Origin of the sequence: Marinobacter sp. (genome assembly GCF_041690615.1) — a bacterium.
Lineage (GTDB): Bacteria > Pseudomonadota > Gammaproteobacteria > Pseudomonadales > Oleiphilaceae > Marinobacter.
The window spans coordinates 46,080-58,320 of sequence record NZ_JAWLGY010000018.1 but is presented as its reverse complement, the minus strand read 5'-3'; the positions used below and the strand labels follow the sequence as shown (position 1 = coordinate 58,320).

Sequence of the window (12,241 nt, the reverse complement as noted above, 5' to 3'; positions counted from 1 at the left end):
ACCCAAAAGGCCCCGCAGCCGTATGGTTGCGGGGCCTTTTCTGTTTTGGGGGACTGATCAGCGTGAGCCGATATTTCCGTCCCGGTCGGAGATGACGATCTCCACCCGACGGTTCTCCTGACGCCCCTCGGAGGTGGTGTTGGTGGCCTTGGGGTATTCCTCGCCAAAGCCCTGCGTCTCCACCCGGTCGGGTGCGATGCCATCGGAGAGCAATTTGTTCTCGACGGCCTGTGCGCGGCTCAGGGACAATTCCTGGTTGTACGCTTCCTCACCGGTACTGTCCGTATAGCCTTCAACCCGGACCCGGTAGTTGGGGTACTCCTGCATGAATTCCGACAGTTTGCGAACGGTCCGCTCACCTTCAGGTTTGAGTTCGGCCTCGTCAATGTCGAACAACACATCCCCCAGGGTCATAACCATGCCCCGGTCGGTCTGTTCCGCCTGCAGGCGGTCCATCTGTTCCCGCAGCATGCGGGCCTGGAGTTCCGCCTCCTGGGCGCGGCGTTCACCGATACGTATGCGCAGATCATCCCGCTGCCGCTCGGCTTCGCTCAGTTCGTCCTGCAGACCGGCGCGTTGTGCTTTCTCCCGGGCCAGGTCCAGGTGACGGTTGGCCAGGTAGATCTGGTGCCCCAAAGCTTCCTCGTCGCCACCCTCCGTCCTCAGGGTTTCAGCCTCGTCCAGTGCGTTTTCAGCATCCCGCAAATGGGACAGGCCGTTGCGTGCAATCTCCGAGTCTTCCACGGCCTCGTCGTAGGCTGCCTGCGCTTCGTTCAGGGCCGGGTTTTCCGGCGGCGTACTGGCGCAGGCCGAAAGCAGAGCCGCCGCAGTGATCAGCGGAACCGTGCCAAAGTAGTGCCGTTTCATATCGCCTCCTTGTGGTCAGTCCTGGTTTTCCAGGTTTCGGCGCAGGGAATCGATACTGGCCCTTACATCGCCCAGTTCGTCACGTACCTGCTGGGTTTCGGCCCGGGCCTCGGCCAGGCGGGCATCCACCTCGGCCTGTTCGAGCAGTCGCCGGGCTTCCGCATAACGCTCCTCTGTCATCATGGATTCTGCGGTGGCCACCTTCTCGCGGGCCGAAGCGACCATGCTGGGTTCGACGTCTTCGCCACCCGCATTGGCGGCGGATTGCAGGGCGGATTGAGCTGATGCCAGCTGGTCATCCGGCTTCTGGCCCGGGTCAGTGGCACAGCCGGTGAGCAAGGCACCGGATACCAGTAGCGGCAGGACACGGGAAAACATGCGCGAATCTCCTTGTTGCGGGTTTTCTCGTTCGGATGGCATACCATAAGGTACGACAGTTTCAGAAAGCGTAGCAGTAAACGACTTGCACCCTGTTGGAAGCTGCATGACAGTTGTGCAATAAATCATCCGGCCGTGGGGACCCATGCCTGAACTTGAGAGCCTGACCCTGGCCAGCCTGGCTGGCCAGTTCTTCGGCCTGGTGGCGCTAGCCATATGCCTGGTGGCCTTCGCCAGCAAGAATGATGACCGGTTGCTGGTCTTGCTGATTTCCGCCAACGTGGCGTTTGCGCTGCAGTTTGCATTCTTTGGCAGCTGGACGGCCGCGGTTCTGACGGTGCTGGTTATCGTGCGGATCGTACTGGCACGCCGCTATCTGGGTAGCCAGTGGGTAATGTGGGTGGTACTGGTGGCGAACCTGGTGGCAGCGGCGCTCACCTGGCGGGACTGGGTGGACGTACTGCCGCTGACAGCGGCGACCCTGGGCACCATCGCCATGTTCCTGCTGAGGGGCATTCCCATGCGCATCATGCTGGGTTTGGCAGCCCTTGCCTGGATGCTGAATAACCTTGCTATTGGCTCTGTCGGCGGCACCCTGGCCGAGGGCATGATCTTTGTAACCAATGTCATCACCATTATCCGGATGGCCCGGGCAAAGAAGCGCTACCCGGGCGTGTGCCGGTGGATGCGGCCGGTCCGGCGGAAACTACCGACCAAGCACCTCGATGATCTTGTCTGAAAACGCTGCCAGGTCGTCCGGGTTACGGCTGGTGATCAGCGGCGCGTCATGGCAGACCTGTTCGTCAACCCAATGGCCTCCGGCATTCACGATATCGGTTTTGACGCTGGGGAAAGACGTCAGTGTTCTGCCCCGAACCACGTTGGCCTCCACCAACAGCCAGGGAGCGTGGCAAATGGCGGCCACGGGTTTGCCCGCTTCCACGAAGCTGCGTACAAAGGCCACGGCAGACCGGTCTTGCCTGAGCTCGTCAGGGTTGGCCACGCCCCCTGGCAGCACCAGGGCGTCATAGTCATTGAAGTCCACATCGCCCACCAGCCGGTCCACCTTGAAAGCGTCACCCTTGTCCAGGTGATGATAACCGTCGATGTTGCCTTCTTTGATCGAGACCAGCTCAGTATCCGCCCCGGCCTCTTCCAGGGTTTTTCTGGGGTCGGTCAGTTCAACCTGTTCGACGCCGTCGGTGGCGAGCACTGCGATCTTCTTGCCTTTCAGTGATGCCGTCATGATGAAACCTCCTGAGGGTCTTCCTCGGATGTGTTCTGCGTGTGAATGACTACTCTTCAGATTTGTGGGCTGGGTGGACCGATTAAACCGCCTGGCCGATTACGCCTTGGTAATGCCAGCGACGGGAGGAAGATGTTTCCGGGTAGGGGTTGCACAACCAGGGCTTGCGGACCACATTGGAAGGTAGCGGATTGTTCCGGATGAAAGAGGAGGTGAATATGCTGCTGGCCGAGAAATCCACCGGGCACCTGGTGGAGATCAGTGATATCAAGGCCCTGTTCGATCCCAACGAAACGACGGTTACCGGCAGCGTGCATTACGGCGAAGAGGCCCAGGACCCGGAACCCATGGCCAAGACCAGCCTGGCCTTTCCATCCGGCGAGCCGTTGCCGCTGTGCTGGACAGATGCTGACTACCGGCAGAAGTGAGCGCCCCGGGCCTTTTCAGGGACGGGGCGAAGCTGAGGTGTTATCGTAGCTTTGCCCGGAATGGAAGCGAGCCCGGCTGACCCCGGGAAGGCACCCACGCCATCAACAGGAAGTAACAAACCATGAGCAATATGCCAAGGTGGCCCGGACACCGGACGTTCCTGCAACTGACCCTGGTGGTGGCCCTGGTGTCACTGTTGAGCGGTTGCGGTATCAACAACATTCCCACCTACGACGAGCAGGTCAAGGCGGCCTGGTCCCAGGTTGAAAACCAGTATCAGCGCCGTGCCGACCTGGTCCCGAACCTGGTGGAAACCGTCAAGGGCTTTGCCGCCCAGGAACAGGAGACCCTGACCGAAGTGGTCGAGGCGCGCTCCCGGGCGACATCTATCCAGGTGGACGAGAGCATTCTCAACGATCCCCAAAAGCTGCAGCAGTTCGAGCAGGCCCAGGGCCAGCTGACCAGTGCCCTGAGCCGGTTGATGGCTGTCTCGGAGCGCTATCCCGAACTGAGATCCAACCAGAACTTCCTGACATTGCAATCCCAGCTTGAGGGCACCGAGAACCGCATTGCGGTCGCCCGGCGGGACTTTATCCAGGCCGTCGAACGCTATAACACGGAACTCCGCACCTTTCCCGGGCGCATCTGGCACAGCCTGCTCTATGGGGATATGGAACTGCGGGAGAACTTTGAGGCGACCACCGAAAACGCCGATGAAGCGCCGCGGGTCCAGTTCTGATGGCCTGGTTGCGTCCGATCCTTGCTGTGATCGCGTTATCTTTACTGCAGGCCCCGGCCTGGGGGCAGGCCGCGCCTGAATTTCCGGAACTTACGGGGCGCGTGGTGGATGAGGCCGGAATGCTCTCGCCGGATGACGAGTCCGCACTCACTGAACTGCTGGCTGCCCATGAAGAAGCTACCACCAACCAGGTGGTGGTTGTGACCCTGCCGGACCTGCAGGGCTACGAGATCGAGGAGTTCGGGTATCAACTTGGCCGGCACTGGGGTATTGGCCAGGAAGGCAGGGATAATGGCGCCCTGCTGATCATTGCCGAGGACGAACGGGCGATCCGGATCGAGGTAGGCTATGGCCTTGAGGGACAGCTGACCGACGCGGCCTCATCCGCCATCATCAACCAGGTCATTACCCCCGCATTCCGCAAGGGAGAGTTCTCCCAGGGTATTATCAATGGTGCCGGAGCCATGGTCCGGGTGCTTGGGGGTGCACCGGTGCCCGAAGGTCAGGCCGCGTCCGATCCTGAGGAAAAACCCAATCTGTTTGCGGTCATTGTCTTCTTTATCATCATCGTGTCGTTTATTTCCCTGGTCGGTGGCGGTCGGGGTGGCCGAGGCCGGGGGATCCTGGCTGCCGGCGCGCTGATGGGTGCCGGTATGGGTGGCCGCGGCGGTGGATTTGGGGGCGGCGGCTTCAGTGGAGGAGGTGGCGGCTTCGGCGGCGGTGGCGCCTCCGGTGGATGGTAGCCGGGTACGACGACAATTTCCCTGAGAGCAAGATCAGTCTATGACGCTATTGACCAGTACTGAACAGGACCAGGTCGCCGCCGCCATCCATGCGGTGGAGCAGGAAACCGATGCCGAGCTGGTGACCGTCCTGGCCCGCCAGGCCGACAACTATAGTTATATCCCGCTGCTGTGGGCCGGCATCCTGGCGTTGCTGCTGCCCGGGCTGGTGAATTATTTCACCGAGTGGTTTGGTGCCCATTTCCTGGTGCTGGTGCAGTGGGCTGTTTTCCTTGTGCTCGGTGCGCTGTTCCGCATACCCAGGGTCAATACCATGCTGATCCCCCGCCACGTGCGGTACTGGCGCGCGTCCAACCTGGCCCGCCGACAGTTTCTGGAGCAGAACCTGCACCATACGAAAGACAGCACCGGCATGCTGATCTTCGTGTCGGAAGCGGAGCGTTATGTGGAAATCCTGGTGGACCAGGGTATTTCCGCCCGGGTCGACAACAGCGTATGGGAAGACATCGTGCAGACCTTCACCCGACAGGTGCGTCAGGGACACACATGCCAGGGTTTCCTCGACTGTATCCAGGCCTGCGGCCAGCATCTCAAGGAACAGGTCCCGGCAACCCACGAGCGTAACCAGTTACCCAACCATCTGGTGATTCTGCCCTGAGCACCGCTCAGGGGATCGTTACCTCGCCGGCCATATAAAATGCCACTTTCCCGGCATTAACGTGGCGCCCGGAATCATGTTTTCCACCACAGGAAAATACGAAAACTGCCTGCGCCTGAATGCGGCCAATCCCTGGACACCCCGGATCGAGGAGGCTGTTCGTACCCTGGGCGAGCTGGCTGCTGCCGTCATATCAGACTGAGGGGCCACGCATTACCAATTCCTAATCTGACCACTATGACCCTCTTACCGCGTCTAGACTGAAGACAGCCCGATCAGCCGCGGCATGGGGTAAGAGGGAGGTTGTCCGATCTTGAAGGGATTTCTGGTAGTGCACATCTCGGCCCTGGTGGTGTGGATCGGGTGTCTGGTCTACCTGCCGGCTCTGATCGCCAGCCATATGGGCAGCAGTCACTCCCTGGAAGAACGCCCCCATCCCTACGATTCCCTTTCCCGGCTACTATTTACCCGGCTTGCGACTCCGTCTGCGCTGGTGGCGATCATTGCCGGCACGGCGGTGTTTGTTATCGATATCACCTTCCACCCCTGGCTGATCGCGAAGCTGACGGTGGTATGCCTGTTGGTGGTTCTGCATACCTTGACCGGCGTGCTGGTCGTGCGGGCGGAAAACAAACCGGAGGCGCCGGTAGCCCTCTGGAGCGGCGTGCTGATGGCGGGCAGTGTCGCTGCGGTACTGATCATTCTCTGGCTGGTGCTGGCCAAGCCGCCGGTGGAGGATTGGCTATGAGCTGGTCAGTCCACCGGCCGGTCTTCCTCCATCTTCCGGATTTCCTCGTTGCGACGGGCCCGGTCTACGCTTTTTTCCGATGCCACCCCGACGGCATGGTCGTATACCAGCTGACCTCCGAGAAAACTGGTGATACTGATCATTACCCCGCTGAGCAGGCTGACATACAATCCCCAGGGTACGATCAGGGCCTGCGCGTCGCCCAGGCGAAGCAGCCAGTTCAGGGTGGCCAGCGACAGCAACATCACGGCCATGATGCCATGGCACCAGGCGATCACGAGCCGGCGTATGGCTTTCACCAGTACCAGGTCCAGCAACCCGATGGCACCGGAAAACCACCCACCCAGCATGCCGATAGCCGCCAGCCAGGTACCCGCCCGGGCCCAGAACGCATCTCCGGAGATGGCATAGCCGATATCCGTACCAATCAGGCCCAGCAGGGCAGCCACCGGGAAATGGATCAGCATTGGGTGAATGGGGTGGCCGAACAGCGCCATCCGGCTGCGAATCGGGGCGACATCCATGGAGTTACCGACTCCTTCCGGCAAGGGACAAGACTTTATCAAACGTTAGCAAAGCTGACGGCGATTACCACTCCGCTTCTGCTGTCCGGTTGCAGCGGACCGCTGTCGGTGCTTGACCCTGCCGGCGATAGTGCCCACTCAGCCGCCTGGCTGTGGTGGGGCATGCTGGGATTGTTGGGCACCATCATGCTGGTGGTGTTTATTCTCTGGTTCATTGCCCTGCGTCGTGCACCGGCACAGACGGAAGCGGCTGCCGGGCGGGCCGCCAGGTGGTGGATTATCGGCGGCGGACTGGTGTTGCCAATGACCGTCATTGTGCTGATCCTGGCGTTCGGCATTCCCCTGGGACAGCGCATGCTGCCGCTACCTGTTGCCGGTGGCGAGCCGCTACAGATCAACGTGACTGCCCGTCAGTGGCAATGGCAAGTGAGCTACCCGGATACCGGAATTCGCCTGACCGACGAGGTCCACATACCGGCGAACACTCCCGTGGACCTCCATCTGTCCAGCGAGGATGTGGTTCATTCCTTCTGGGTGCCCAGGCTCGGAGGCAAGCTGGACATGATTCCCGGGCACACCAACGTTTTGCGGCTGCAGGCGGACGAACCCGGCACCTACCGGGGGCAGTGCGCCGAGTTTTGCGGAACCGGGCACGCGCATATGCGGTTCCGGGTGGTGGTGCATGACCAGGCCGGGTTCCGGCGCTGGCGACAGGAGGCCAGGTAATGAGTCCGGCGCCCTCAGCGGAGCAGCAGACACGCCACGAGCGGTTTGAGCGGGTGTGGGGCAACCGGCCCGGCTGGGGCGCCCTGTCTGCCGTCAATCACACCACCGTTGGTCTTCGCTTCCTCGTCACCGGGCTGGTCTTTTTCCTGATAGGCGGACTGTTGGCCATGCTGATCCGCACTCAGCTGGCCCTGCCTGGGCAGGAGATTATCGGCGCCGACCTGTACAACCAGTTGTTCACCATGCACGGCACGGTGATGATGTTCCTGTTCGCCATTCCGGTGCTGGAAGGGGCGGCCATGTACCTGATCCCCAAGATGATTGGCGCCCGGGACCTGGTGTTTCCGAGGCTCAGTGCGCTGGGTTACTTCTGCTACCTGTTCGGCGGGCTGATCATACTTTCCAGCCTGTTCCTGCAGATTGCTCCGGCCTCCGGATGGTTCATGTACACGCCGCTGAGCAGCAGTGAATTTTCCCCGGGCATGGGGTCGGACTTCTGGCTGCTGGGCATCACCTTCGTGGAAATTTCCGCCATTTCCGCCGGCGTGGAGCTGGTGGTATCCATTCTGCGCTCCCGGGCGCCGGGCATAAGCCTGCAGCGGATGCCGCTTTTCGCCTGGTATATCCTGGCGATGGCGCTGATGATCATTTTCGGCTTTCCGCCGCTGATTCTCGGCAGTGTACTGCTGGAGCTGGAGCGGGCCGCCGGCTGGGTGTTCTTCTCGGTGGAGGGCGGTGGCGACCCGCTGCTGTGGCAACACCTGTTCTGGCTGTTCGGCCACCCGGAGGTGTACATCATCTTCCTGCCGGCGGCGGGCATCGTCTCCACCCTGATTCCCGTGTTCGCCGGTCGGCCCATCATCGGGTATCGCTGGGTCGTGGTGGCCATCATCATGATGGGATTCGTCAGTTTCGGGCTGTGGGTGCACCATATGTTCACCGTGGGTATCCCCCAGATGGCGCAGGCGTTTTTCTCGGTGGCGAGCATGCTGGTGGCCATTCCCACGGCCATCCAGATCTTCGTGTGGCTGGCGACCCTTTGGGCCGGCAAGGTGCGGTTCCACCTGCCCATGTTGTGGATCATGGGGTTTCTGATCGTGTTCGTGTGTGGGGGGCTGACCGGCGTGATGCTGGCGCTGGTGCCCTTCAACTGGCAGGTGCACGACACACACTTCGTGGTGGCGCATATGCACTATGTGCTGGTGGGCGGCATGCTGTTCCCGCTGGTGGCCGGGCTGTATTACTGGTTACCCCACGTATCCGGCCGCATGCCGTCCGACAGCATGGGCCGGTGGGGCTTCTGGCTGTTCTTTGCCGGCTTCAACATGACCTTCCTGCTGATGCACCTGACCGGTCTGCTCGGCATGCCAAGACGGGTCTATACCTACGAGGCAGGGCTGGGCTGGGACTGGCTTAACCTCTTGTCTTCTTTGGGCGGGTTTGTCATGGCCATTGGCGTCGCAACGGTCATTCTCGATATCGTCCTGCATTTCCGCTTCGGCCGCAAAGCAGACCCCAACCCCTGGCAGGCGGATACCCTGGAGTGGGCCATACCGATGCCGGTGAACGCCTACAACTTTGCCAGTATTCCCGAGATACGTTCCCGCCACCCCCTCTGGGACCAGCCGGAACTGATGCAGACTATTCCCGCGGGCGAGCACCGGCTCGGCATGATTGAGGACGGGCGCCGGGACACCATCGGCAGTGACGCCATCTCCGGCGAGGCGAGGGAGGTCATGCATCTGCCGGGTAACGCCTGGGAACCGCTGGTCACCGCTGCCTTGCTGGCCGGAGTGTGTCTTTCGCTGTTACTGAAGACCTACAGCCTGGCGATCATTTTCACCTTACTGGTACTGGTGGCCTGCCTGCGATGGAGCTGGGTCAACGGGCTGCACCCGCGAATGGCCCCCCGTGACCGGACCGGCGGATTGCCTTTGCATTCCCGCACCATCGATGGTCCGGGGCGCTGGGGCATGATCGTGGCGCTGATGGCCGATGGCACCCTGTTCGCCTCACTGATCTTCGGCTGGCTTTACCTTTGGCCCGTGGCCCCGGACTGGCGGATGCCGGAACAGTCTCCGCTCAGTGTCTGGGGCCTGCTTGGCAGCGGCCTGCTGCTTGCTGCCGCAACGGGACTCTGGTGGCGCCAGGCACGTGGTGCTGTATCCATGGGAGGGCTGTTGCTGGTAGCGGGTGTCGGCCTGGCGCACTGTGTCGCACTGGTGGTGACGACCTTTGATGCGGGACTCAGGCCCGGACATACCGCCCACGATTCGATCCTTGCGGTCGTCCTGGCCTATCTGATCTTCCATAGTGGCCTCACCACACTGCTGACAGGGCTGCAGGTAATGCGAGTGAGGTACGGTTATACCAGTCGGACCCTGCCCTATGAGCTACGGGTGCTGGACCCGCTCTGGGGTTATACGGTGGGGGTCTACTGGATCAGTATCGCGGTGTTTCTGGCGATGCCGGCGGCCTTCGGAGGTGGCGCATGACCCGGCGTGGGTTCTGGCAGCACCCGGCCAGTCTGCTGCTGGGGCCGGTGGTCTGGTCCATCTGGTTTGTGGTGCTCTATGCGGTACTCTCACTCGCTTGCCTTCAGGGCTGGCTGGTGAACGGTGGTGATCATCCCGCTGCCATCAATCTTGTACTGGCCGGGGTCGGGCTACTGGTGGCCATGGTACTGATGGCAGCCGCGTGGACGGCGTGGCGAAGCCCCGCAGAGACGGGCTTTATACCCCGGACGTCCGCAATGGTGTCAGCCTGTTCGGCGGTGGCATCGTTGCTCCCGGCGATGCCTGGGCTGATAATGGCCCCGTGCCTGTGAGGTCCTGATCCGGGCGTGCCATTCACCATCAGCCGGAGTATCCATACCCATGAAAGTCGCCGTATTCTGTGGTTCCAGCCATGGCAATGATCCGAAGTTTGCCCGGTGCGCGCGGGAGTTTGGGGATTATCTCGCCAGCCAGGGGGTTGATCTGGTGTTTGGCGGTGGCAACGTGGGACTGATGGGTGAGATGGCCGACGCCGTACTGGCCGGTGGCCGACAGGTATTCGGTGTGATTCCGGAAGCGCTCCGGGATCGGGAACTGGCCCATCAGGGACTGACTGAACTGAAGGTTGTGGGGGGCATGCATGAGCGTAAGGCGCTGATGGCAGACCGGGCCGACGCCTTTGTGGCCCTCCCCGGTGGCCCGGGCACCATGGATGAGCTTTTCGAGGCCTGGACCTGGGCGCAGCTGGGTTACCACGACAAGCCCTGCGCCCTCTACAACGCTTTCGGGTATTACGACCACCTGCTTGCGTTTATCGAGAACATGGCCGCCAGCGGCTTCCTGAAACCTGAACATCAACGAATGCTGGTGGTGGAGGATAAGCCGGAGGCCATGCTGCGGGCGCTGAGAAGTTACCAGCCGCCTGTCCGCAAATGGACCTGAGCGCCCCTCTCAGGGCTGGCAGGCTGGCGGTTATCCCTGTCTCCGGTTAAGCTGGTTTCATTACGCAACCATAACAACCCAGGAGCCGCCATGAACGACATCATCCTGCACCATTACCCCGCCTCCCCGTTTGCCGAGAAAGCCCGCATCATGCTGGGCTTCAAGGGCCTGGCGTGGCATTCGGTGGATATACCCCCGGTCATGCCCAAACCGGACCTGACGGCCCTGACTGGCGGGTACCGTAGAACGCCGGTCATGCAGATTGGTGCCGACATCTATTGCGATACCGCCATGATGGCCCGCCAGCTGGATCGCATCCAGCCCATGCCGGCGCTCTATCCGGAAGGCAAGGAGGCCATTGCCGCCAGCTCGGCCCACTTTGCCGATCAGGTGATGTTCCAGCACGGCGTCGCCCTGAACTTTCAGCCCCATGCCGTCGCCGAGCGCTTCAAGGGGATGCCGGAATCGGTGATGAATGCCTTCCTGGCTGACCGGAAAAAACTGTTCGAAGGCGGTAACGCCGCCCGGCTGCATCCCGCCCAGGCCTTGTCCCAGTGGCCCACCCTGCTGGGCCGCCTGGAACAGCAACTGGAGGATAGCGGCACCTTCCTGCTGGGCGAAGAGCCCTGCATTGCCGACTTTGCCTGGTACCACCCGCTATGGTTCGTGGCCAGTAACAAGGCCTCCGCCCCCGCGCTGGAACCCTATCCGCAGGTGCGTGGCTGGCTGGACGCAGTGGCCGCCTGTGGTCATGGCGAGCGCTCGGAGCTGGCCTCCGAGGAAGCCATTCGCATAGCCCGGGAGGCAGATCCGGCACCTCTGCGAGAAGCCAGCTTTGTCGATCCCAATGGCCTTGCCCTGGGACAGTCCGTTACCGTTGCTGCCGTGGATTACGGTGTGGATCCCGTCGCTGGCACCCTGGTATACCAGGACGCTGAGGAAGTCGTGATAAGCCGTGAAGACGAGCGTGCCGGACATGTGCACGTGCATTTCCCCCGTTACGGTTTCCGGGTGGCAGCGCAGCAATAGGCGGGATTCGTTTGTAGTTGAACCAGCCATAAAAAAGCCCCGGCATCCTGGGGGAGCCGGGGCAAGCCGAACATTCAGTATGCCGTTCGGTAAACGCTTGCAAAGTTATCGGTCAGGGCAGCAGAACACCGTCGATCACATGGACCACGCCGTTGCTGGCTTCAATGTCAGTGGCGGTAACCGTGGCCTTGTTGCCCTGGGCGTCTTCCAGGGTTACGGCGCCGGATTCGGTGCGGGCGATCACGTCACCGTTCATGGTTTCGATGGTGTACATGGTCTCACCTGTCTCGATCAGACCCAGCAGTTCCTGGGAGGAAACCTTACCCTCGACCACGTGATTGGTGAGAATGCCCTGCAGTTTCTCCAGGTTCTCGGGTTTCAGCAAAGACTCCACCGTACCCTCGGGCAACGCCGCAAAGGCGTCGTCGGTGGGTGCAAAGACGGTGAACGGACCTTCCCCGGCAAGGGTTTCGGCAAGGCCGGCTTCGACCACGGCGGTTTCGAGGGTGGTGTGATCGTCGGAATTGACCACGATGTCGGTCACCGTAGGCTTGTCTTTCATACCGCCATGGTGGTCCGCTTGGGCGGCAGCCATCAGGCCGACAGAAGCAACCAATGCAATCGCAAACTTGGGCAGAATCATTTCTCACTCCTTTCAGGGTATCCCTCACGGACACCACTGTGTGTTGTGTTTGGTAGTTGTTGCATCGATGCTGG

Annotated in this window: 17 protein-coding genes; 12 read left to right on the top strand and 5 right to left on the bottom strand. The window is 61.4% G+C overall.

The annotated features are described in order from the left end of the window. Positions 1-57: 57 nt before the first annotated feature. Together ACESMZ_RS13190 and ACESMZ_RS13185 are read right to left on the bottom strand one after the other, a co-directional pair. Complete coding sequence (locus tag ACESMZ_RS13190; RefSeq protein ID WP_372958162.1) at positions 58-867, bottom strand: OmpA family protein; 810 nt, start codon at positions 865-867, stop codon at positions 58-60. A gap of 15 nt (positions 868-882) precedes the next feature. Next, complete coding sequence (locus tag ACESMZ_RS13185) at positions 883-1,245, bottom strand: DUF4398 domain-containing protein (RefSeq protein ID WP_372972758.1); 363 nt, start codon at positions 1,243-1,245, stop codon at positions 883-885. Between the two features lie 145 nt (positions 1,246-1,390). Between ACESMZ_RS13185 and ACESMZ_RS13180 the strand changes: the two genes are divergently transcribed. Then, entirely contained in the window at positions 1,391-1,984 is a 594-nt protein-coding gene (locus ACESMZ_RS13180) for a YgjV family protein (RefSeq protein ID WP_372972757.1), read from the top strand. Here the strand turns inward: ACESMZ_RS13180 and ACESMZ_RS13175 are convergent. Further along, positions 1,952-2,491, bottom strand: coding sequence for a type 1 glutamine amidotransferase domain-containing protein (locus ACESMZ_RS13175; RefSeq protein WP_372958165.1), 540 nt, complete (start codon positions 2,489-2,491; stop codon positions 1,952-1,954). The genes ACESMZ_RS13180 and ACESMZ_RS13175 overlap by 33 nt on opposite strands. Before the next feature lie 200 nt (positions 2,492-2,691). On the opposite strand from ACESMZ_RS13175, the gene ACESMZ_RS13170 reads away from it, so the two are divergent. From ACESMZ_RS13170 to ACESMZ_RS13145, 6 genes are all read left to right on the top strand, one after another. Then, positions 2,692-2,919, top strand: coding sequence for an acetyltransferase (locus ACESMZ_RS13170; RefSeq protein ID WP_372958166.1), 228 nt, complete (start codon positions 2,692-2,694; stop codon positions 2,917-2,919). Between the two features lie 131 nt (positions 2,920-3,050). After that, positions 3,051-3,659: a LemA family protein gene (locus ACESMZ_RS13165; protein ID WP_372958179.1), complete on the top strand. Its 609-nt coding sequence runs from the start codon at positions 3,051-3,053 to the stop codon at positions 3,657-3,659. Beyond that, positions 3,659-4,402 (top strand): TPM domain-containing protein, encoded by a 744-nt coding sequence (locus tag ACESMZ_RS13160; RefSeq protein ID WP_372958167.1) that lies wholly within the window; start codon positions 3,659-3,661, stop codon positions 4,400-4,402. Before ACESMZ_RS13165 ends, ACESMZ_RS13160 begins: the two co-directional genes overlap by 1 nt. A gap of 40 nt (positions 4,403-4,442) precedes the next feature. Continuing rightward, positions 4,443-5,060 (top strand): TPM domain-containing protein, encoded by a 618-nt coding sequence (locus ACESMZ_RS13155; protein WP_372958168.1) that lies wholly within the window; start codon positions 4,443-4,445, stop codon positions 5,058-5,060. A 76-nt stretch (positions 5,061-5,136) separates the two neighbouring features. Beyond that, positions 5,137-5,262, top strand: a complete 126-nt coding sequence (locus ACESMZ_RS13150) for a hypothetical protein (RefSeq protein ID WP_372958169.1) — start codon at positions 5,137-5,139, stop codon at positions 5,260-5,262. Between the two features lie 111 nt (positions 5,263-5,373). Then, positions 5,374-5,808 carry a CopD family protein gene (locus ACESMZ_RS13145; protein WP_372958170.1) on the top strand — a complete coding sequence of 145 codons (435 nt, stop codon included), beginning with the start codon at positions 5,374-5,376 and terminating at the stop codon, positions 5,806-5,808. Between the two features lie 5 nt (positions 5,809-5,813). Here ACESMZ_RS13145 and ACESMZ_RS13140 read toward each other — a convergent pair whose 3' ends face one another. Then, positions 5,814-6,332: a DUF2231 domain-containing protein gene (locus tag ACESMZ_RS13140; RefSeq protein ID WP_372958171.1), complete on the bottom strand. Its 519-nt coding sequence runs from the start codon at positions 6,330-6,332 to the stop codon at positions 5,814-5,816. A 108-nt stretch (positions 6,333-6,440) separates the two neighbouring features. On the opposite strand from ACESMZ_RS13140, the gene coxB reads away from it, so the two are divergent. From coxB to ACESMZ_RS13115, 5 genes are all read left to right on the top strand, one after another. Beyond that, positions 6,441-7,058, top strand: a complete 618-nt coding sequence (coxB, locus tag ACESMZ_RS13135) for a cytochrome c oxidase subunit II (protein WP_372958172.1) — start codon at positions 6,441-6,443, stop codon at positions 7,056-7,058. Then, positions 7,058-9,553, top strand: coding sequence for a cytochrome c oxidase subunit I (ctaD, locus tag ACESMZ_RS13130; RefSeq protein ID WP_372958173.1), 2,496 nt, complete (start codon positions 7,058-7,060; stop codon positions 9,551-9,553). The genes coxB and ctaD overlap by 1 nt, the downstream gene beginning before the upstream one ends. Beyond that, positions 9,550-9,885: a hypothetical protein gene (locus ACESMZ_RS13125; protein WP_372958174.1), complete on the top strand. Its 336-nt coding sequence runs from the start codon at positions 9,550-9,552 to the stop codon at positions 9,883-9,885. Before ctaD ends, ACESMZ_RS13125 begins: the two co-directional genes overlap by 4 nt. Before the next feature lie 49 nt (positions 9,886-9,934). Next, positions 9,935-10,495, top strand: a complete 561-nt coding sequence (locus ACESMZ_RS13120) for a TIGR00730 family Rossman fold protein (RefSeq protein WP_372958175.1) — start codon at positions 9,935-9,937, stop codon at positions 10,493-10,495. A gap of 90 nt (positions 10,496-10,585) precedes the next feature. Further along, a complete protein-coding gene (locus tag ACESMZ_RS13115; protein ID WP_372958176.1) occupies positions 10,586-11,524 on the top strand; it encodes a glutathione S-transferase family protein in 939 nt (312 codons plus the stop codon). Positions 11,525-11,636: 112 nt separating this feature from the next. On the opposite strand, the gene ACESMZ_RS13110 is transcribed toward ACESMZ_RS13115, so the two are convergent. Further along, on the bottom strand, positions 11,637-12,167 hold the full coding sequence (locus tag ACESMZ_RS13110; RefSeq protein WP_372972756.1) for a fasciclin domain-containing protein: 531 nt from the start codon (positions 12,165-12,167) through the stop codon (positions 11,637-11,639). Positions 12,168-12,241: the final 74 nt, after the last annotated feature.

What these genes read in the sequence shown, in the direction of transcription:
- ACESMZ_RS13190 (WP_372958162.1), bottom strand. Translation starts at nt 867, where the DNA reads ATGAAACGGCACTACTTTGGCACGGTTCCGCTGATCACTGCGGCGGCT.
- ACESMZ_RS13185 (WP_372972758.1), bottom strand. Translation starts at nt 1,245, where the DNA reads ATGTTTTCCCGTGTCCTGCCGCTACTGGTATCCGGTGCCTTGCTCACC.
- ACESMZ_RS13180 (WP_372972757.1), top strand. Translation starts at nt 1,391, where the DNA reads ATGCCTGAACTTGAGAGCCTGACCCTGGCCAGCCTGGCTGGCCAGTTC.
- ACESMZ_RS13175 (WP_372958165.1), bottom strand. Translation starts at nt 2,491, where the DNA reads ATGACGGCATCACTGAAAGGCAAGAAGATCGCAGTGCTCGCCACCGAC.
- ACESMZ_RS13170 (WP_372958166.1), top strand. Translation starts at nt 2,692, where the DNA reads ATGAAAGAGGAGGTGAATATGCTGCTGGCCGAGAAATCCACCGGGCAC.
- ACESMZ_RS13165 (WP_372958179.1), top strand. Translation starts at nt 3,051, where the DNA reads ATGCCAAGGTGGCCCGGACACCGGACGTTCCTGCAACTGACCCTGGTG.
- ACESMZ_RS13160 (WP_372958167.1), top strand. Translation starts at nt 3,659, where the DNA reads ATGGCCTGGTTGCGTCCGATCCTTGCTGTGATCGCGTTATCTTTACTG.
- ACESMZ_RS13155 (WP_372958168.1), top strand. Translation starts at nt 4,443, where the DNA reads ATGACGCTATTGACCAGTACTGAACAGGACCAGGTCGCCGCCGCCATC.
- ACESMZ_RS13150 (WP_372958169.1), top strand. Translation starts at nt 5,137, where the DNA reads ATGTTTTCCACCACAGGAAAATACGAAAACTGCCTGCGCCTGAATGCG.
- ACESMZ_RS13140 (WP_372958171.1), bottom strand. Translation starts at nt 6,332, where the DNA reads ATGGATGTCGCCCCGATTCGCAGCCGGATGGCGCTGTTCGGCCACCCC.
- ctaD (WP_372958173.1), top strand. Translation starts at nt 7,058, where the DNA reads ATGAGTCCGGCGCCCTCAGCGGAGCAGCAGACACGCCACGAGCGGTTT.
- ACESMZ_RS13125 (WP_372958174.1), top strand. Translation starts at nt 9,550, where the DNA reads ATGACCCGGCGTGGGTTCTGGCAGCACCCGGCCAGTCTGCTGCTGGGG.
- ACESMZ_RS13120 (WP_372958175.1), top strand. Translation starts at nt 9,935, where the DNA reads ATGAAAGTCGCCGTATTCTGTGGTTCCAGCCATGGCAATGATCCGAAG.
- ACESMZ_RS13115 (WP_372958176.1), top strand. Translation starts at nt 10,586, where the DNA reads ATGAACGACATCATCCTGCACCATTACCCCGCCTCCCCGTTTGCCGAG.
- ACESMZ_RS13110 (WP_372972756.1), bottom strand. Translation starts at nt 12,167, where the DNA reads ATGATTCTGCCCAAGTTTGCGATTGCATTGGTTGCTTCTGTCGGCCTG.